Origin of the sequence: Enterobacter sp. NFIX59 (assembly GCF_900113755.1) — a bacterium.
Classification (GTDB): domain Bacteria; phylum Pseudomonadota; class Gammaproteobacteria; order Enterobacterales; family Enterobacteriaceae; genus Enterobacter; species Enterobacter pseudoroggenkampii.
In genome coordinates, this window is sequence record NZ_FOQN01000001.1 from 411,645 (window position 1) to 433,792 (window position 22,148).

At 61.2% G+C, this 22,148-nt stretch carries 4 protein-coding genes; 2 read left to right on the plus strand and 2 right to left on the minus strand.

Translation table 11 applies throughout. The features are described from left to right. Positions 1–36: 36 nt before the first annotated feature. Together BM007_RS01975 and BM007_RS01980 are read right to left on the minus strand one after the other, a co-directional pair. Positions 37–18,042, minus strand: a complete 18,006-nt coding sequence (locus tag BM007_RS01975) for an Ig-like domain-containing protein (protein ID WP_090417045.1) — start codon at positions 18,040–18,042, stop codon at positions 37–39. A gap of 121 nt (positions 18,043–18,163) precedes the next feature. Then, positions 18,164–19,501 (minus strand): TolC family outer membrane protein, encoded by a 1,338-nt coding sequence (locus BM007_RS01980; RefSeq protein ID WP_090417047.1) that lies wholly within the window; start codon positions 19,499–19,501, stop codon positions 18,164–18,166. 739 nt (positions 19,502–20,240) lie between these two features. On the opposite strand from BM007_RS01980, the gene BM007_RS01985 reads away from it, so the two are divergent. After that, positions 20,241–20,984: a DeoR/GlpR family DNA-binding transcription regulator gene (locus BM007_RS01985; RefSeq protein WP_048990916.1), complete on the plus strand. Its 744-nt coding sequence runs from the start codon at positions 20,241–20,243 to the stop codon at positions 20,982–20,984. Between the two features lie 13 nt (positions 20,985–20,997). Further along, positions 20,998–22,065 (plus strand): oxidoreductase, encoded by a 1,068-nt coding sequence (locus BM007_RS01990; protein ID WP_061715204.1) that lies wholly within the window; start codon positions 20,998–21,000, stop codon positions 22,063–22,065. Positions 22,066–22,148: the final 83 nt, after the last annotated feature.

Consider the following 22,148-nt stretch of genomic DNA (forward strand, 5'->3'; position numbering starts at 1 on the left):
CAAAAGGCCGCGAGGAGCGCTCCCCGCGGCGTTGGTTTACGCAATTAACAGCTGATGATTCGCCAGCAGCGTCGCCAGATCCGTCTGCACGCCGTTCAGGGTCACCAGAGTGGTTGGCGAGAACTGGCCGCCTGTACCGTCCAGGTCAACCTGGATCTCGGTATTGCTGCCGTTCTGCACCACGCGGATGTAATCGCTGATATTGCCCGCGCTGCTGTCCAGCGTGGCCACGCCGTTCACGTAGCTCGCCGAACCCGTGCCGGTATAGCCGCTGCCGGAGAGCAGATCGCGCAGGTCAATACGATCCGTGTCCGCGGCCCCTTCCCAGGTGCCGACCGTAAAGCCGTTCACCACGTCGTGACCGTTACCGCCCGTGGCATCCGAGGCGTTGATCAGCTTGTAGAGCAGCGTATCGTGACCGCCGCTGCCGATGTTGAAGGTGTCATTTCCGCCGCGGCCTTCGAACCGGTTATCACCGCTGTTGCCGGTGATGATGTCGTCGTAATCCGAGCCGTTAATCCCTTCAATGTTCAGCAGACGCGTGGTGCCGAACCCGGTGTTCTGCGCGGTTGAGAGGCGCAGATCCACGGTCACGCCAGAGGTCGCGTTGCGGTAATCCACCACGTCCATCCCACCGGTGTTGCTCCAGGTGTCATGGTCGGAATGGGTAGTCCAGCCGCCGGAACCGTTGTAGGTATAAGTGCCATTTTCGGCGATAAAGGTGTCGTTATACCCGGTCCCGGTAATGGTTCCGCTGTGGCCGCCGGTGGCCGCTTCGGCCGTCAGGACGTAGCCCTCCTTGCCGTTGCCCGCCTCCAGGCCGCTCCAGGTGACGTTATCCGACACGCCGTTGGTGATCTTCAGGATCTCGGCCGAATAGGTTTCATTCGGATCCAGCCCGTAGAAACTCACCAGCGCGGACGTATCGTTCGACCCGATACCGGACTGGGCGTTGATGATCTGCGAGGCCACCAGCACGCCCGCGGCGTTGTACAGGTTGACCGTATTGCCGTAGTAGGCGTTGATGCCCTCGCTGTCGACAATGTGCAGATGCATCGCGGTGCCGTCAGCAATGGTTTTGCTGTTTTGCACCAGCACCACCTTGCCGTTCTGCTGAGAGACCAGCAGATCCTGCGCGCCGTCCCAGTTGTAGTCCACTGCCGCCACGCCGGTGGCGTAAGCAATGCCGGACGCCAGTTGGCTTGAGGTCCAGGTGGAGCCGTAGCCGTTGTTGGTGAACAGGGTCGCCGTCTGCGAGCCGCCGTAGGTGCTGAGCTTGATGATGTCCATCTGCCCGTCACCGTTCCAGTCCACCGCCACCGACAGATAGCCCGCCGCTGCGTTAGACGCCTCCACCGCGCTCTTGGTGGCCGAGAGTTTCCCGGTGCCGTCGTTGTAGTAGATCACCCCGCCGTTGTTGTTGTAGCTGCTGCCCAGGTACAGATCCATGTAGCCATCGCCGTTGAAGTCCGCCCACGTCATGGACGCCGCCGTGGTGGTATTCGAGGCGTTAGCCACAAACACGTTCGTCAGGTTCTGACCGATGGATAACGTCCCGTTGCCGTTGTTGTTGATCACGGTTAACGAGTACGCGCCGCTGCGGTTGGTGTGCTGAACAATATCCACCGTACCGTCGTTGTTCAGGTCAACGCCGGAGATTTCGCGCCCGGAATCAAACTGGCCGTAGAAACCGCCTTCTCCACCGGTGCCGTCCGGCGACAGGACACCCTTGTTGTTCACCAGATAGGTCAGGGAGTCCATACCGGCATCGCCGTACGCCAGATCCAGATACCCATCCCCGGTTTTATCGTACGCAATCACACCGCCGTACCAGATGGTGGTCCCCATTGCCAGCTGACTGGCGTTATAGGTGCTGCCATCGTAGGTCCACATCACCTGCGTTGACCCGGCGTAGGTATTTTCCGTCGCGAAAATGTCCTGCGTGCCGTTACGGTCAAAGTCGGCGGCGGTCTGGCTCACCACGTAGTAGTTACGGGTGTTAGTCAGCGTATTGCCGGCATAGGTCGAGCTATCGCTGCTGGAGTAAGACTGGCCGTTAGCGATGATATTCCACAGACCGCTGCTGTTCATGCCGAGGGTCATGGTGGAGTTGTTGCTGTTCCCCGCCGTGGTCGCCCAGTCGGTATTCACCGAAGTGGTGTCAATCACCAGGCTGCCGGTTGCCGTACCGGTGGTATTGCCGTTACCCGCGCTGCTCTTCACCTGCGCCGTCACGCTGTAGCTCGCCACGCTCAGCGCATCGCCGTCCGGGATCTGCAGATACCAGGTGTTGTGATCCGGATCGACCACCACCGCGCCGCCGGTCTGGGAGGTGTAGGTTTTGCCGTTCACCGTCACCACCAGGTATTCACCGTTCACCAGGTCAGCGGAGACGGTGCCGGTGACAATCGGCGTGGTGTCCGACGTGGTCTGCGCGGTAATCGCCGCCGTGGTGGTCGGGATGCTGGTATCAACGTTCAGCACAAAGCCGTCAGACTCCGTGTAGTTACCGGCCCTGTCGGTGACGCGCACAATGTAGGTGTGATTTCCGTCGCTCAGGCCGTTGTCCTGGAAGGACCAGCTTGCGCTGCCGTTCATGGTCACCTGACCGAGCAGGACCCCGTCACGATAGAGCTGCACAATTTCACCGTCGTCCGGAGCGCGGTTAAGCGTCCCGTTGATCAGCGGCGAGTTATCGTCCGTTGCCACCGCGCTGCCAAAGGTGCCCTGACGCTCGCCTTCACCGTCGGTATAGCTCACGACCGTACCCACCGTGGTTGGCGGCGTGGTGTCCACCGTCACCACCTGAGAGGCGGTGGAGCCGACGTTGCCCGCCTGGTCGATAATCCGCACCTGGTAGGTGTAGTCTCCGTCAGGCAGATCGCGGGTATCGGTGTAGCTCCAGCGCTGGTTGGTGACCGTGGTATCGAGCCAGGTGTTCCCGCCGTCCAGGCTTATCTGTACGCGCTCGTCGCTTGCCAGCGCGCTGCCCAGCGAACCGTTGATGGTCAGCGTGGTGTCCATGGTGATGAAATCACTCCCGGACTGGCCGGTATCTTCGCTGATGCTGTCGATGGTGACGCCGTACTGCGGCGCCTGCGTATCCACCGTCACCGCCTGCGAGGTGGTTGCCCCGACGTTCCCCGCCTGGTCGACGACCCGCACCTGGTAGTTATGGCTGCCGTCGGTCAGGGTACGGGTGTCGCTATAGCTCCACTGCGTCCCGCTGACGGTGGCGTATACCCAGGTCGTGCCGCCGTCCATGCTCACCTGCACGTACTCTCCCGCCCCTAACGCTGCGCCAAGCGTTCCGTGCAGCGTGTACGAGGTCGAACTGGTCAGGAAGTCGTTATTGTCGAATCCGGTATCCACGGTGATGTTATCCACGGTCACCGTAATCGCCGCATCCGGGGCGACCGTATCGACGGTCACCTGCTGATGGGCGCTGGCACCCACGTTGCCCGCCGCATCCACCACGCGAACGTAGTAGTCATAGGTCTGGTTACCCAGCGTGCGGCCATCGACGTAGTACCAGCTGTTGCCGGTGACGATGACGTTCTGCCAGGTCACGCCGCCGTCGATGCTGATTTGGGCATACTCGCCGTCGGCCAGCGTCGCGCCGAGCGAGCCGTGCAGCGTCAGGGACGTATCGTTGGTGATAAAGTCGCTGCTGCTCAGACCGGTATCGTCACTGATGCTGTCGATGGCGATGGTTTTGCTCGCGTCCGGCGCAACCGTATCAATGGTCACCACCTGGCTGGCGGTGGCGCTGATATTGCCCGCGTCGTCAATCACGCGCAGCTGGTAGTTGTAATCCCCGTCGGCCAGCGTGCGGCCATCAACATACGTCCAGCTCAGGCCGCTGACGCTGACGTCGGTCCAGGTGACGCCCCCGTCAAGGCTGATCTGCGCGTGGTCGCCGCTGCCCAGCGCCGCGCCGAGCGTCCCTTTCAGGCTGATCTGGTTGTCGCTGGTGATAAAGTCGCTGCCGGACAGGCCGGTATCCTGCGTAATGGAATCCACAGTAATGGTGGTTGCCGCAGGCTTCGTCAGGTCAATCACCACGTCCTGGCTGTCCGTGGCCCCCACGTTGCCCGCGTTATCAATCACGCGGACCTGGTACTGATACGTACCGTCCGTCAGGGTGCGGCCATCGGCGTAGCGCCAGGTGGTGCCGGTCACGGTCAGGTCGATCCAGGTGACGCCGCCGTCGAGGCTGATCTGCGCCTTCTCGTTATTGCCGAGCTGCGCGGTCAGCGAGCCGTTGACGACGACCTGGCTGTCGTTGGTGATGAAATCCGTTGCGCTCAGGCCGGTGTCGTTTTGCAGCGAATCAATAGCGATCCCCATCGACGGCGCGGTGAGATCCACCGTGACGGTATGGTTATCGCTGGCGCTGTTGCCGATGGTATTGCTGACCTGCGCGTTAATCACGTACGAGCCGCCGTCTGCCAGCGCGGTCACGTCAGCGCTTCCCACCGTGTAGCTCCAGGTACCGTCATTCTGCACGGTCGCCGTATAGGTTTTACCGTTCAGCGTGATGGTCACCGTCTGGCCTACAGGCGCGTCGGTGGTGCCGCTGATGACCAGCGGCGTACCGTGCTCGGCGGCGTTGACGATATCGTCCTGCGCAAAGGTGTTAATGGTGATGGTTGGGACATCGCCGTTCAGCGTCACGTCGTGCGTTGCGCTGCCCGGGTTGCCCGCCCTGTCGCTTACCGAAGCGGTGATGGTGTACTCCCCGTCGCTCAGGCCGAGGAAATCACGGCCCGGCACGAAGACCGACCACGATCCGTCCGCCCCGACGGTCGCCTGATAGCTGTGCCCGTTGAAGGAGACGGTCACCGTCTGGCCCTGTTCCGCCGTGGTGGTGCCGCGGATGGTCTGGCCCGCCAGCTGCTCGGCGTTGTTGACGATATCGTCATCGGCCACGGTGCTGATGGTTACGGCTGGCGCGACGGTGTCTACCGTTAAGGTGTGCGTGGTCTGGCCGTTATTACCCGCTTTATCGTTGACCGAGGCGGTCACCGTCAGCGCGCCCTGGCTCAGCGCAGCCAGATCGGCTGCCGGAACGTCGAGCGTCCAGGTGCCGTCGCTGCCGACAAGCGCAGTGTAGGTTTTGCCGCCCAGCGTCACGGTAACGGTCTGACCCGCCTCCGCGCTGGAAGATCCGTGCACGGTCAGCGGCAGCTGGGCTTCCGCGGCGTTCAGCATGTCGTCAACCGACAGCGTCCCAATGCTCACCACCGGCGCAGTGGTATCCACGCTGATGCCGTGCGTCGCCGACGCGCTGTTGCCCGCGCTGTCCTGCGCCGACACGGACACCTGATAGCGCGCGCCATCGGCCAGGGCACCCACGTCTGCGGCCGGAACGGTGGTCGTCCAGCTGCCGTCGCTCTGGATGGTGGCCGTATAGCTCTTGCCGTTCAGCGTCACGGTAACCTGCGTCCCGCTGGCGAGCTGGGCGCTGGAGCCGTTAATTACCAGGGACGAACCGGCTTCCGCCGCGTTGATGACGTCGTCACCGCTAACGGTGTTCACCGTCAGCGCCACGGAGGCGGTGTTCACCACCACATCGTGAGTCTGGGTGCTGCTGTTGCCCGCGCCGTCGGTAATCGTCGCGCTGAGGGTCACGGTGCCGTCGGTCAGCGCGGAAATCACGCTGGCCGGAACGCCCACGCTCCAGTTACCGCTGGCGTCAACGGTGGTGGTGTACTGGTTCGAACCGATGGTGATGACCAGCTTATCGCCGACGCTCGCGCCGGTTGCCGTACCGCTGACAATCTGCGCCTGGCCGTGCTCCACGCTGTTAATGACGTCATCGCCCGCGACAGCGTTAAAGCTGACGGTCGGCGGCGTGGTATCAAGCGTAATCGCTTTGCCCGCGCTGCCCGGGTTACCCGCTGCGTCGCTCACGCTGACCTGCACGGTGTAGCCGTTATCCGCCAGTGCGGACAGGTCGCTGCCCGGCACGTTCACGCTCCAGATACCGCCCTGCTGCACCTGGGCGGTATAGCTCTTACCGCCCAGGGTCACGGTGACCGTCTGCCCGACTTCCGCCGTGGTGGTGCCGGAAATGGCCACGCCCGCAGCCGCTTCGCTGGCGTTAATCACGTTATCGCCAGCGACCGTATCAATGCTCACGGTTGGCGCAGTCGCGTCCACGCTGTACTCGCGGCCCGCCGAGGCGCTGTTGCCGTGCGCGTTGGTGACGCTCACCTGCACGCTGGCGTCACCGTCCTTCAGGCCCGCGAGATCCGCAGACGGCACGGTGGCCGTCCAGCGGCCGTCAGCATCCACCTTCGCGGTATACGTCTTGCCGCCGAAGGTAATGGTAACGGTCTGGTTTTCCTCCACGTTCGAGGTGCTGCCGGAGAGCACCAGATCCGCGCCTTTCTCCGCCGCGTTAATCACGTCGTCGGTGGTAATCGCATCGATGCTGATAGCCACCGCCGCAAGATCGACAGTCACGTCATGGCTGATGGTCACCGGGTTACCCGCCGCGCTCTGGCCTGCAACGGTCACGGTGACCGTACCTGCTGCGAAGGCCGCGACGTCTGCCGCCGGGATCGCCGCGCGCCAGGAACCGTCTGCCAGCACGGAGGCCGCATAGGTTTTGCCATTGACGGTCACGGTGAGCGTTGTGCCTGCCGCCAGCCCGTCGCTGGTGCCGGAGACGATCAGATTTTGAGTATGTTCGATGCTGTTGATCACATCGTCGCCCGCCGCGGTATCAACGCGCAGGCCCGGCAGGTTAGCGTCGATAACGATTTCGCGCTCGCCGGTCCCGGTGTTGCCATGGCCGTTGGTGACGGTTGCTGACACGGTCAAATCGCCATTGCCCAGCGCCGTCAGGACGGACTCCGGCACGTTCACGGACCACGTCAGATCGCTCTGCACCGTCGCGGTGTAGGTGTTGCCGCCAATGGTCACGGTGACGGTATTGCCCGCTTCCGCGTTCGTTACCTTGCCGCTGAGGGTCTGGCCCGCGGCCACTTCCGCCGCGTTGATAACGTTATCGCCTGCGATGGTGTTGATGGTGACGCCCGGCAGCACGGTATCCACCTGCAGATTCGCGGTGTTACTCACGCTGTTGCCCACGCCGTTGGTCGCGGCCGCGCTCAGGGTGTAGTTGGCTTCGCCCAGGCTCGCCAGATCCGCCGCCGGGACCGTCAGGCTCCAGCTTCCGTCTGCCGCGGTCGTCGCCGTGTAGTTTTTGCCGTTCAGGGTCACGGTCACCACGGTGCCTTCCGCCAGGTTGGCACTGGTGCCGCTCACGCTCAGATCCTGACCTTTCTCCACCGCATTAAGCACGTTGTCACCGCTGATGGCGTTGAAGGCCACGGACGGCAGGCCGGTATCGACGGTCACGTTATGCGTACCGGTGCCGGTGTTGCCCGCCGCGTCGGTGACGGACGCAGTCACGGTTACGGTGCCGTCGCTGAGGCCGGAAATCACGCTGGCCGGGACGCCCACGCTCCAGTTACCCGCCGCGTCCAGCACGGTGGTGTAAGTCTGGCCGCCGATGGTCACGGTCACCTTATCGCCCGCCGCCGCGCCGGTGGCGGTGCCGCTGACGATGTGCGCCTGGCTGTGTTCTGCGAGGTTAATGACATCGTCGCCCGCCACGGTATTGATGGTCACCGCAGGAACGGTCGCATCTACCGTCAGGTTGTGATCAACCGATGCCGGGTTGCCCGCCTTGTCGCTTACCGATGCGGTCACGGTCACACTGCCGTCCGTCAGGGCCGCAACATCGGCTGCCGGAACGTTCAGCGTCCAGCTGCCGTCCGCGCTGACGGTGGTGGTGTAGTCTTTGCCATTCAGCGACACGGTCACCGTCTGGCCCGCTTCGGCAGAGCTGCTGCCGGACACGGTCAGTTCGCTCTTCGCTTCGGCGGCATTAAGAATGTTGTCCGTCGCCAGAGTGTTGATGGTCACGCTCGGCGCGGTCGCATCCACGCTGTACTCGCGGCCCGCCGAGGCGCTGTTGCCGTTCACGTTGGTGACGCTCACCTGCACGCTGGCATCGCCGTCCTTCAGGCCAGCCAGATCCGCAGACGGTACGGTCCAGGTCCAGTTGCCGCTGTCGTCCACCGTGGTGGTGTAGATTTTGCCGTTCAGGCTGATGGTCACGGTTTGCCCGGCCTCCACGTGGGTGGTCGCACCGGACAGCACCAGATTCGCGCCTTTCTCCGCCGCGTTAATCACGTCGTCGGTCGCAATCGCATTGATGCTGATGGCAACGGTCGCCAGATCCACCGTCACATCGTGGCTGATTGTAATCGGATTGCCCGCAGCGCTGTCGCCAGTGACGCTGATTTTGACGGTGCCTTCCGGCCACGCGCTCACGTCCGCAGCCGGGATCGCCGCGCTCCAGGTGCCGTCCGCCAGTACAGTGGCCGCATAGTCTTTGCCGTTGATGGTGACGGTCAGCGCCGTGCCCGGTGCCAGCCCGTCGCTGGATCCGCTGACGATCAGGTTCTGCGCGTGCTCGATGGTGTTGATCACGTCATCACCCGCGACGGTATCGACGCGCAGCCCCGGCAGGTTAGCGTCGATCGCGATCTCGCGCTCGCCGGTGCCGGTGTTGCCGTGGCCGTTGGTAACGGTCGCCGTCACGCTCAGGCTGCCGTTGCCCAGCGCGGTCAGCACGTCAGACGGCACGTTGACGGACCAGGTCAGGTCGTTCTGCACCGTTGCGGTGTAGCTGTTGCCACCAATGGTCACGGTCACGGTATTGCCCGCTTCGGCATTCGCCACGGTGCCGCTCAGGGTCTGGCCTGCGGCCACTTCCGCCGCATTAATGACGTTATCGCCCGCCACGGTGTTGATGTTGACCGTTGGCAGCGCGGTGTCCACCAGCAGGTTCGCGGTGTTGCTCACGCTGTTGCCCACGTCGTTGGTGGCGGTTGCGTTCAGGGTGTAGTTGGCCTGACCGAGACCGGCCAGATCTGCTGCCAGAACCGTCAGGCTCCAGGTGCCGTCTGCGGCGGTCGTCGCCGTGTAGTTTTTGCCGTTCAGGGTCACGGTCACCACGGTGCCTTCCGCGAGGTTGGCGCTGGTGCCGCTGACGCTCAGATCCTGACCTTTTTCCACCGCGTTCAGCACGTTGTCGCCGCTGATGGCGTTGAAGGCCACGGACGGCAGGCCGGTATCGACGGTCACGTTATGCGTGCCGGTGCCGGTGTTGCCCGCCGCGTCGGTGACCGACGCCGTGACGGTCACGGTGCCGTCGCTGAGGCCTGAAATCACGCTGGCCGGGACGCCGACGCTCCAGTTGCCCGCCGCGTCCAGCACGGTGGTGTACGTCTGGCCGCCGATGGTGACGGTGACCTTATCGCCCGCTGCTGCGCCAGTGGCGGTGCCGCTGATGATTTGCGCCTGGCCGTGTTCTGCAATGTTAATGACGTCGTCGCCCGCAACGGTATTGATAGTCACCGCAGGCGCGGTGATGTCTACCGCCAGGTTGTGATCCACGGACGCCGGGTTACCCGCTTTATCGCTGACCGATGCGGTGACGGTCACGCTGCCGTCGGTTAATCCAGCCAGATCCGCCGCTGGAACGTTCAGCGTCCAGCTGCCGTCTGCGCTGACGGTTGTGGTGTAGTCTTTACCGTTCAGCGATACGGTGACCGTCTGGCCCGCTTCGGCGGTGCTGGTGCCGGAAACGGTCAGATCGCTCTTCGCTTCGGTGGCATTCAGAATGTCGTCCGTCGCCAGGGTGTTGATGGTCACCGACGGTGCGGTCGCATCCACGCTGTACTCGCGGCCTGCCGAGGCGCTGTTGCCGTTGACGTTGGTGACGCTCACCTGCACGCTGGCGTCGCCGTCTTTCAGACCCGCCAGGTCGGCGGCTGGCACCGTGGCCGTCCATTTGCCATCGGCGCCTACGGTCGCGGTGTAGCTTTTGCCGCCGAAGGTGATGGTAACGGTCTGGTTTTCCTCAACGTTCGAGGTCGCCCCGGAGAGCACCAGATCCGCGCCCTTCTCGGCGGCATTAATCACGTCGTCGGTAGCAATCGCATCGATGCTGATGGCAACGGTCGCCAGATCCACCGTCACATCATGGCTGATGGAAACCGGGTTACCGGCGCTGCTCTGGCCCGCAACGGTCACGGTAACCGTGCCTGCACTCAGTGCGCCGACGTCCGCCGCCGGGATCGCCGCGCGCCAGGTGCCGTCCGCCAGCACGTTCGCCGGATAGGTTTTGCCGTTGACGGTCACGGTCAGCGCCGCGCCCGCCGCCAGCCCGTCGCTGGTGCCGGTAATAATCAGGTTCTGCCCGTGTTCGATACTGTTGATCACGTCGTCGCCCGCCACGGTATCCACGCGCAGGCCCGGCAGGTTAGCGTCTATCACGATTTCGCGCTCAGCGGATCCGCTGTTGCCGACGCCGTTGGTCACGCTGGCTGACACGGTCAAATCGCCGTTGCCCAGCGCGGTCAGCACGTCGGACGGCACGTTAACGGACCAGGTCAGATCGCTCTGCACCGTTGCGGTGTAGCTGTTGCCGCCAATCGTCACGGTCACGGTGTTGCCCGCTTCGGCATTCACCACCTTACCGCTGATGGTCTGGCCGGCTGCCAGCTCCGCCGCGTTAATAATGTCGTCGCCCGCAATGGTGTTGACGATCACGCCCGGCAGAACGGATTCCACGCTCACGGTATGCGACGCGCTGGTGCTGTTACCGACGCTGTCCGTTGCCGAGGCGGTGACGGTATAAAGCGCCTCGCCCAACTGACCGACTTCGTTCGCCGGAACGGTGGTGGTCCATTTTCCGTTATCGTCCACCTGCGCGCTGTACGCTTTGCCGTTGAGCATCACGGTTACCACCGCGCCTGCCGCCAGGCCGGAAGCCGTACCGGAGAGGGTCAGATCCTGAGTTTTCTCGCTGTTGTTGATCACATCGTCACCGGAAACGGTGTCAATGGTCAGCCCCGGTGCGGTCAGGTTCACCTCCACGCCGTGCGTGTCGCTGTTGCTGTTGCCCGCTTTATCGGTCAGCGCTGCGGTAATAGTGTGATCCCCGGCGGCCAGCGCGGTGACGTCCGCCGCAGGCACGCCCACGCTCCAGTTGCCGGAGGCATCCAGGGTGGCGGTGTAGGATTTGCCGTTGAGGGTAACGGTGACCACGTCGCCCGCCGCCGCGCCGGTCACGGAACCGGTGACAATCAGGGCCTGCGCATGCTCGGCGCTGTTGATCACGTCGTCGTCGGAAACGGTGTGAATGGTCAGCTGTGGAACGGTGGTATCAACCAGCACGTCGCGATCCGCGGAGGCCGGGTTACCCGCTTTATCCGATACGGCGGCGCTGACGGTGTAGTTGCCGTCGGTAATACCGCTCAGATCGGCGGACGGCACGGTCACGCTCCAGCTGCCGTTTGCCTCAACGGTGGTGGTGTAGTCCACGCCGTTCAGCGTCACGGTGACGGTCTGGCCCGCTTCGGCGTTGGTCACGCCGTTAATCACCAGATCCTGCTGCGCTTCGGCCGCATTGATGATGTTGTTGTCGCTGACAATTTCAATAGACACCGTCGGCGCGGTCGCGTCCACGCTGTACTCGCGGCCTGCCGACGCGCTGTTGCCGTTCACGTTGGTGACGCTCACCTGCACGCTGGCATCGCCGTCCTTCAGGCTGCCCAAATCGGCGGACGGTACGGTCGCCGTCCAGTTGCCGCTGGCATCCACCGTCGCGGTGTACGACTTGCCGCCGATGGTGATGGTAACGGTCTGGTTTTCTTCCACGTTGGTGGTCGAGCCGGACAGCACCAGGTCCGCGCCTTTCTCCGCCGCGTTAATCACGTCGTCCGAAGCAATCGGGTCAATGCTGATGGCGACTGCCGCCAGATCGACCTTCACGTCATGGCTGATGGAAACCGGGTTGCCCGCCGCGCTCTGGCCTTCCACGGTCACGGTAACCGTGCCCGCATTCAGCGCGCTGACGTCGGCCGCCGGAATGGCCGCCGTCCAGGTGCCGTCCGCCAGTACGGTTGCCGCGTAGGTTTTGCCGTTGACGGTAACAGTCAGCGCCGCGCCCGCTGCCAGACCGTCGCTGGAGCCGGTGATAATCAGGTTTTGAGCGTGTTCGATGCTATTGATCACATCGTCGCCCGCCACGGTATCGACGCGCAGGCCCGGCAGGTTGGCATCAATAACGATTTCGCGCTCGCCCGTTCCGGTGTTGCCGTGGCCGTTGGTGACGCTGGCTGACACCGTCAGATCGCCGTTACCGATGGCGGTTAAGACCGAGGACGGCACGTTGACCGACCAGCTCAGGTCGTCCTGAACCGTCGCGGTCCAGGTATTGCCACCGACTGAAACAGTGACAGTGTCACCGCTCGCCGCGCCGCTCACTTTCCCGCTCAGGGTCTGCCCGCTAGCCACTTCCGCCGCGTTAATGACATCGTCCGTGGCCACAGGGTTGATGGTGACCTGCGGCAGCGCGCTGTCGACCAGCACGCTGTGCCCGGTGCTCGCGCTGTTCCCCGCGCTGTCGGTCACGCTCGCCGTCACGGCGTAGCTCGCTTCGCCCAGCGCCGAGACGTTTGCCGCCGGAACGGTCACGCTCCAGTTCCCGCTCGCGTCGGCGGTGGCCGTATAGCTGATGCCGTTCAGGGTCACCGTAATGGTGGTTCCGTCCGGCTGGTTGCTGGTGCCGGACACCAGCAGATCCTGGCCTTTCTCGGTCGCGTTAATCACGTCATCAACCGCCAGGGTATTAATGGCAATTACCGGCGCGGTCAGGGAGACGTCAAACTCGTGCGTCGCGGTGGTGCTGTTACCGGCTTTGTCGGTGAGGGTCGCAGAGATCGTCTGCTCGCCGTTTGCCAGCGCGCCCACGTCCGCCGCCGGAACGCCCACGCTCCAGTTGCCGGACGCGTCCAGCATGGCAGTGTAGTCTTTGCCGTTCAGGGTCACGGTAATCACGTCGCCCGCCTGCGCGCCCGTCACCTTACCGGAGACGATCAGAGCCTGGCCGTGCTCGGCAATATTAACGATGTCGTCGCCGGCAACGATGTTGAAGGTGATCTGCGGCACGGTGGTGTCCACCAGCACCGAGGATCCCGCACTGGCCGGGTTACCTGCTTTATCGGACACGGTCGCCGTGACCGCCGCGTTGCCGTCGGTAATACCTGCCAGATCCGCCGCAGGCACGTCGAGCGTCCAGCTGCCGTCCGCCTGCACCTGCGCGCTGTACTGATTGCCGTTGAAGGTCACGGTGACCGTCTGGCCTGCTTCGGCCGTAGACGTCCCGCTCAGGGTCAGATCCTGCGCCGCCTCTGCCGCGTTCAGCATATTGTCGCCGCTGATGGTGTTAATGGTCACCGTCGGCGCGGTGGTGTCGACGCTGAATGCCTGCGCCGAAGAGGCCGCGTTGCCGTTCACGTTGGTGACGCTGACCTGCACGCTGGCGTCGCCCTCTTTCAGGCCGCTCAGATCGGCAGCCGGAACGGTCCAGGTCCAGTCGCCGTTGCCATCCACCGTCGTGGTATACGTTTTCCCTGCGAAGGTGATGGTGACGGTCTGGCCCGCTTCAACGTTGGATGTCGTACCGGACAGCACCAGATCCTGGCCTTTTTCCGCCGCGTTGAGCACGTTGTCGTCGGTCACGCTGCTGATGGTGATGGCGACAGGCGCGAGATCGACGTCCACGACGGTGCCGATGGTCACCGGGTTGCCGGAGGCATCCTGCGCGCTTGCCTTGATATCCAGCGAGCCATCCGCCCACTGGGACACGTCCGCCGCCGGTACCGCTGCCTGCCAGGTGCCGTCGGCCAGCACCGTTGCGGAATACGCTTTGCCGTTAATGGTCACGGTGACGGCGCTGCCCGCCGCCAGATCGGTGCTGGTGCCGGAGACAATCAGATTCTGGGCGTGTTCGATGACGTTAATCACGTCGTCACCTGCGACCGTATCAATACGCAGTCCCGGAAGCTGGGCGTCGATGGTGAAGTCGAGAGAAGAAGAGCCGGTATTACCGTGGCCGTTGGTAACGCTGGCCGATACGGTGAGATCGCCATTGCCGAGCGCGGTTAACTGGCTCTCCGTTAACGGCAGGCTCCAGGTGAGATCGTCCTGCACGGTAGCCGTGTAAGTCTGACCGCCGAGGATAATCGTGACAGTGTCACCTGCCGCCGCGTTCGTCACCTTACCGGACAGGGTTTGCCCTGCCGCCACTTCCGCCGCGTTAACGATATTGTCGCCCGCCAGCGTGCCGATCGTTACCACCGGCAGCGAGCTGTCCACCAGCACATCGTGTGAGGTTGAGGCGCTGTTGCCCACGCTATCCGTGACGCTCGCCGTCACGGTGTAATGAGCTTCTCCCAGGGCGCTTACGGCCGAGGCCGGTACGGTCACGCTCCAGTTACCGCTGGCGTCGGTGGTGGCGGTGTAGTTGATGCCGTTCAGGTTAACGGTGACGCGCGTGCCTTCCGGCTGGTTGCTGGTGCCGGAGAGCAGCAGATCTTCGCCCTTCTCGGTCGCATTGATTACGTCGTCCGCCGCCAGCGTGCTGATACCAATAACAGGCGTCACGGTATTCACCACCACATCCAGCGAACTGCTTCCGGTGTTGCCGGATCGGTCGGTCACGGAGACGTCGATGGTCCAGGTGCCGTCCGCCAGACCCTGCACGACGGGCGCCGGCAGGCCGAGGCTCCAGTTGCCCGCCGCATCCACCACGGTGGTGTAATCGACGCTGTTAATGGTGATAGTCACCAGGTCACCCGCTGCCGCACCGGTGACGGAGCCGCTCAGGATCTGCGCCTGTGAATGGGCGAGCTGGTTAATGGTATTGGTGCCGGTGACAAAGTCATTAATGGTCACCTGCGGTACGGTCGCATCCACCAGACCCACGCGATCGGCGCTGCTGCTGTTGCCCGCCACGTCGCTCACGGTTGCCGTTACGGTAACGATGCCGTCCGTCAGGGCACCGACGTCAGCCGCCGGGACGCTCAGTTGCCAGGTACCGTCCGTCTGGACCGTGGTCTGATACGTTTTGCCGTTCAGCGTCACGGTGACCGTCTGGCCGGGTTCCGCACTGCTGCTGCCGCTTAACAGTAAATCCTGCTGCGCTTCTGCCGCATTAATGATGTTGTCGGCGGTCAGGTTATCGAGCGTAATCGCCGGTGGCTGCGTATCCACCGTGACAACGCGCGAGGCGTCCGCGCTGTTGCCGCTGACGTTAGTGACGCTGACGCTCACCTGCGCGCGCCCGTCGGTCAGGGTTTCCATGGCGCTGGCGGGTACGGTCAGGCTCCAGGAGCCATCCTGCTGCACCTGCGCGGTAAAGGTCTGGTCAGCGAATTTCACCACCACGGTCTGCCCCGCTTCCACGCCCTGCGTCTGGCCGGAAAGGGTTAAATCAACGCCTTTTTCCGCCGCGTTCAGCAGGTCGTCGCCGGAGACGGTATCAATGGTGACCGCCACGGCGTTCAGATCGAGTTCAATCGGGTGTTCAGCCGCAACGGGATTGCCCCAGGCATCTACCGCGCTGACGCTCACTGTCATGCCGCCGGCCGTCCAGGCCTGCAGGTCTGCCTCCGGAACGCCGATCTGCCAGTTGCCGCTGGCGTTAACCGCGGTGACGTACTCAACGTTGTTGATGGTGACGACAATCTGCGTGCCCGCGGCCAGATGGGTACTGGAGCCGGTGACGCTCAGATCCTGCTGCTGTTCAATGGCGTTGATCACGTCATCGCCGGAAATGGTGTTCACGCGCAGACCCGGCAGCTCCGCGTTGATATTGATATCACGCTCGCCGGTGCCGGTATTGCCGTGCCCGTTGGTCACCGACGCGGTGAAGGTTAAATCGCCGTCGCCGAACGCCTGAAGATCCGCTGACGGGATCTTCACGCTCCAGGTCAGATCGCTGCCAACCGTTGCGGTGTAGCTCTTGCCGCCTGCGGTGATGGAGACGGTATCGCCCGCCGCCGCGCCGGTAACGCGACCGCTGAGGGTTTGATCGACGCCCGCTTCGGCGTTATTGACCAGGTTGTCGCCCGCAAACGTATTGATGATGACCTGCGGAAGGACGGTATCCACCAGCAGATTCGCTTCGGCAGAACCGCTGTTACCCACGCTGTCGGTACCGCTGACGCTGACGGTGTAAAGCGTGTTCGCCAGATTCAGGACGTCGGACACCGGCACCTGGACCGCCCAGATGCCGTTTTCGACGGTGGCCTGATAGCTGACGTTGTTCAGCGTCACGGTGATGGCGGTGCCGTCCGGCAGGTTGCTGGTGCCGGTCAGGCTCAGCGGCTGCATCGCCTCCTGCGCATTCAGGACGTTATCCTGGCTGATGGCGTCAATCGTAAATTCTGGCGGATGTCCACTCAGCGTAATGTCGTGCGTGGCGCTGCCGGTGTTGCCTGCCGCATCAGTGACGGAAACCGAAAGCGTATGGTTGCCTTCGCCCAGCGCGCCCAGCACGGACGCCGGAACGCCCACGCTCCAGCTGCCGTCCGCCAGCACCACGCCGGTGAAGGTCTGGCCGCCAAGGGTTACGGTGACCACATCGCCCGCGGCGGCGCCGTTTGCCTGCCCGGAGATGATCTGCGCCTGGCCCTGCTCGCTGGTATTGAGAATATCGTCGCCCGCCACGGTATCAATGGTAACGACCGGCGCGGTGGTATCCACCGCAAAATCGGCGGTGACAGACGAGCCGTTGCCCGCTTTGTCGCTGACGTTCACCGTCAGGGTGTGATTGCCCTCGCTGAGCGCCTGCACATCGCCCGCCGCAAGCGTGACGGACCAGGTGCCGTCGCTGCCCACCGTGGCGTTGTAGTTTTTACCGTTCAGCGTGACCGTGACGATCTGACCAGCTTCCGCATTCGTTTTGCCGGTCAGCGTCAACGGCTGGCTGTGCTCGGCGGCATTAATGATGTTGTCCTGCGCGAGGGTATCGACAGAGAGGGTTGGCGCGACGGTATCCACGCCAATCGTCTGGCTTCCGCTGACGGTATTACCCGCCGCGTCTTTGCCGCTGACGTTGACGGTCCAGGTGCCATCGCCCAGCACCTGGGCGTCGGCCGCGGGTACGTTAACGCTCCACGCGCCGTCTGCCCCGACTTCAGCCGCGTAGGTTTTGCCGTTCAGCGTCACGGTGAGTTCGGTACCCTGCGCCAGATTTTTGCTGGCGCCGGAGAGCGTAAAGCCCGCAGATTGCTCGCTGGCGTTCAGCACGTTATCGCCCGCCGTGGTGGCAAGCGTAATGGCGGCCTCGGCGGTCGAGACCGTTACGGTGATGTTGCCCGCATCGGTGGTTTTACTGCCGTCAATCTGCACGACCGACCAGGTGTGCTCCCCGTCCGTCTGGGTCGGTAATATTACCGTCCACGTGCCGTCTTTACCGACCATGGTGCTGGCAATGGTGCTGCCGCTGCTGTCTTTGATCTGAATGGTCGCGCCCGGCTGACCGGTGCCGCTAAAGGTTGGGTTGCTGTCGTCCGTGATCTCGTTTGCACTCAGCAAGCCCTGCTTGTCACCCGCTTTATCCGACAGCAAGAAGGTCGGCGTGGCGCTTTCAACTTCTTTGGTATTATCAATGACTTTTGTTTTCGTCTCGCCGTCACCGCCGTTTGCCAGCAGTGCCCCGATGGCACCGCCGCCTAACGCAGCTCCCGCAATCCAGCCCCACGGCGCGTCGCTTAAAACACTTTCCTGCTCGAGGAAAGGTTGAATGCTGCTAATCGGTGTGGCCTGCGCGGTTAACTCGGTCACCGCAACGCCTGACGCTTCCCCGGCATCGGCAAAAGAAATATGTGTCAGTTCCTGACGGTCGTTGAATACCAGTTCTGACTGGTTATGCGTCTCTGGATCTTCGACAAAATAGTTATTGCAGCGAATAACGCTGCCATCTTTCATATAAATGAGGAGGTCTTTCCCCTGGCGGACATAACGCGCCACATCCTGAGCAGAACCCTGGATTTCAATCACGCTCGGCGATGAAATAGAGACTGACAGATTTCCTTCGCCGGTTAATTTCGTTTTCTCCGCCGTTTTGCGAATGATGACATCAACAACCTTTACGTTACTCATTTCTTCTCCTTGCAGGTGTGCGGATTCCTGTGGATATGTCCACCAGACGGATGTAGCTATCCCTGGGAAAAAACACCCATTATTTTCAGACTTATTTTTGCGCAACACTGCGCGTCTTTTTTTAACTCAAGTCAGGTAATTTTGCGGCAGCGTTTTTCTCTATTCCAATTAGCGGCATTAAATTATCAACCGCGGAAGCATAATTAATTGCCGAACTCCAGCCATCATACTCAGCGATTATTTTCGCCGACGTGGCCTGCCAGACATCCTGCTCAACGCTGAGCAGATCGTTAATGCTCCGCTTGCTCAGGGTGTATTCATTTTTGTAAACATCGCGGGCGCGCAGCGCATTTTCCAGCTGCTGTTTCCCGGCCTCCATTCTTCCCCGTGCACCGGTCCAGTCCGCCTGCGCGACGGAGGCTTTTTGCAGGACATCGAAACGCGCCTGATCGACCTGAGAGGAGGCCATGGCCCGTGCGCCTTCCGCCTGCCGAACGCGAGCGGAAACCGCGCCCCCCTGATACAGCGGAGCATCGATATTGAGCTGTATCTGGTCGTCCCAGTATGAACGGTTGTCCGATTCATAACGGGTGCGCCCCCCTTTCAGGCTTAACGTCGGCCAGTGCTGGGACTTCGCCGTTTCCACGCCATACTGAGCCGAACGTTCCATGTTCTGCGCGGCCATCACAGCCGGTATCAACGAATAATCAATACGGTTGAGCGAATCTGGCTCAACCGCGAGGTTCGCAGGCACTGGCGAAAAGGCTTCTGCCTGCATCCCCGTTAATACCGCAAGTCTTGCGCGCGCGCTGTTTAAGGCGGCGTTATACTGCGCGACCGTCGCCTGCATGCCGGCAATACGCGTGCGGGTCTGGAGCTCATCGGAGGTCGAACTCACGCCCGCGTCGGCGCGCAGCTTTGCCAACTGCTCAACGTTTTTGAGCGCCAGGACATTCTCCTTTGCCGCCTGCAGCAGATCGGAATAGCGTTTGACCTCTACATAGCTCAGCGCCGTTTTTTCCGCCACGTCCGAGAGCGTGCCCATCAGCTGATAGCGGTAGCTATCACGCTGGGCGGAAGACTGGCTAATGCTGTTGTTGGTCTTGCCAAAATCGTACAGCAACTGCGTCAGGCTCAGCCCCCAGGCGGCTGAATTCTTCAGCGACCCGCTGGAATCGGTGGTCTGGCTGTGCCCTGTACTCCCGTTCAACGATATTTGCGGCATCCAGCCGCTGCGCGCTTCATCTATTTGTGCCTGGCCAATACCTAATTGCGCGGCTTGCTGACTAATTGATGGATCGCGATCGATAGCAAAAAGAATACTTTCTTTTAAGGTTGTGGTTGCCACCGGGGCAATTCCCACCTGACTACTATTGGCGTACGCCGTATTTATGGCTAATGAAATGAATGCCAGTGCTGCTGTAAATCGGCGTAACATAGGCTTTCGTAATATCGTCATGTTATCTCCCTGACTCTGAGTGATACTCAAGCAAATACCCAAAAAGAGGTACAGATAATTAGACAAATATCTTATTAAGCTACCATGCTGAATTTTAGGTAATAATCCCCACACCCATTTCCATTGGAGATGAGATCTGCCTGCGTCTTATTTCAATTAAGAATTTACTTATTTCTTAAACTGGTTAGCAGCATAACAAAATGTGGTATAGCCCACTACACCCACAATGTTAATGTGGTGTTACAAGTAAGAAAAAACATGGGGTTTCTGGACAAAACTCTAAAAGTCTCCTTTCAGATGAAACATATAAACCTCCTGTTATCTAAGGAAAATTCTTAATTCTTTCTGTGCACATTTTTGCGTTAATTTCATAGCGGGTCAGACACAAAGATTTTCAAAGAAATGTCAATTTAAGTAACCAAAGGGGTATATTTAAAATTAAAAGCTTTTAAAAAACTAATTAAAGCAATTAAAAACTGCATTATTTTAATTTAACAGCATTTAAAACCACACAATGACAATACGTTGGTTACATAGCCCAAATCGTTAAATAAAACATAACAATAACATTGTGATTAACATTCAAAACGGCTTCCTTATACCTGCTTAATAAAATTTTAATAATCACCTATCTGAATCATCACACCGCTGTACATCGTCATGACCTCAATCCTCTTCTCTCTGCGTCAAAATGCTGTATTATGCAAACTATTGCGACATTTTGCAGGAATGTACTCACATGCACAAAACCGCTCGTCAACGCTACGTCCTGGATATCCTCAGCGAGCATGGCCAGGCCAGCATCACCGACCTGGCCGAAAAGCTGCAGGTTTCAGCCGATACTATCCGTCGGGATCTGACCGACCTGGAAAACCAGGGCCTTGCGCAGAAAAACCACGGCGGAGCCATCGCGCTCAACCTCTCCGCCATGAACCGTCAGGGCCGCAATACGCTGCTGCCAGAGACCAAACAGCGCCTGGGTAAACAGGTCGCACAGCGGGTTCCACCGGGTTCCACCCTGTTTCTGGATGCCGGAAGCACGGTGATGGCCGTCGCCACCTTTCTTCAGGGGCCGCTCACCGTCATTACCACATCGCTGGATATCGCCCAGCACTTTAGCGACCGGGAAGACGTTGAGCTGATCCTGCTCGGTGGAAAATGGGACCACAAGCAGCGCCTGTTTGCCGGCAGCGCCACGCTGTCTTTACTGTCCCGCTATCGGGCAGATATCGCCATCCTCGGGGCATGCGCCATTCATGCCGAACTGGGGTTGAGCGCCGGTAAAGAAGCGGATGCCGAGGTGAAACGCGCGATGCTCGACGCCAGCCATGCGCACTGGATTGTCGCGGATCACCTGAAAATTAACCGCTGCGAGCCGTATCTGGTATCCGGGTTATCCAGCATTCAACAACTCTTTTTAGATCGTCCCTGGCCTGAGCTTGGGGACCATAGCGCACTGCAGGTCACGGTGTGCGCGAATTAACGTGGAGAAGGTCATGAATAACGTTCAAACAATCAACATTGCGCTGATCGGGTATGGATTTGTCGGTAAAACCTTCCATGCCCCGCTGATCCAGTCTGTGGACGGGATTAAGCTGGCAGTGGTCTCTTCTCGTGATGAAGAGAAGGTTAAACGCGATCTGCCGGACGTACAGGTGGTGGCGACACCGGAAGAGGCCATTCAGCATCCTGATATCGATCTGGTGGTGATTGCCTCCCCCAATGCCACGCACGCCCCGCTGGCGACGCTGGCCCTGAACTCGGGTAAACACGTGGTCGTGGATAAGCCTTTCACCCTCGACATGCAGGAAGCCCGCGACCTGATTGCGCTGGCGGACGAAAAGCAGCTGCTGCTCTCCGTCTTCCATAACCGCCGCTGGGACAGCGATTTCCTCGGCATTAAGCAGATTATTGAGCAAGGCACGCTCGGCAAGGTTAAACACCTGGAGTCGCATATTGACCGCTTCCGCCCGGAAGTGCGCGTGCGCTGGCGCGAGCAGAACGTCCCCGGGAGCGGCTTGTGGTTTGACCTGGGCCCACATCTTATCGACCAGACGCTACAGCTCTTTGGCCTGCCGCAGTCGGTTCAGGGGAATATCGCGACGCTGCGCGACGGCGCAGAAATTAACGACTGGGCGCACGTGGTCTTAAACTACCCGGAGCATAAGGTGATTCTGCACGCCAGCATGCTGGTGGCTGGCGGTACGGCGCGCTTTACCGCTCACGGGGACAAAGGCAGCGTGGTGAAGGCCAGAATCGATCAGCAGGAAGCGCAGCTGCTCTCAGGGGTGATCCCGGGCAGTGAAACCTGGGGCGAAGACAGCGACAGTATGGTGTTCTTTGGGGCTGACGGTGCACCACAGACGATCCCTACCCCGAAAGGCGATCAGCGCCAGTATTACATCAACGTACGTGATGCGTTACGCGGGAAAATCACCAACCCTGTCCACCCTGTTGAGGCGCTGGCGGTCATGGCCGTGCTGGAAGCGGCGGTGAAGTCATCGGAGACGGGGTCAACGCAGGCGCTGGCGTTAACGGCTGAAGAGCGTGCTTTGCTGGGTTAAAAAACAAGCCGGGTGGCGCTGCGCTTACCCGGCCTACGATTCAGAACCGTTTGTAGGCCCGTGCAAGCGAAGCGCCGCCGGGC

Coding starts and splice junctions, on each gene's coding strand:
- BM007_RS01975 (WP_090417045.1), bottom strand. CDS start 18,042: ATGAGTAACGTAAAGGTTGTTGATGTCATCATTCGCAAAACGGCGGAG.
- BM007_RS01980 (WP_090417047.1), bottom strand. CDS start 19,501: ATGACGATATTACGAAAGCCTATGTTACGCCGATTTACAGCAGCACTG.
- BM007_RS01985 (WP_048990916.1), top strand. CDS start 20,241: ATGCACAAAACCGCTCGTCAACGCTACGTCCTGGATATCCTCAGCGAG.
- BM007_RS01990 (WP_061715204.1), top strand. CDS start 20,998: ATGAATAACGTTCAAACAATCAACATTGCGCTGATCGGGTATGGATTT.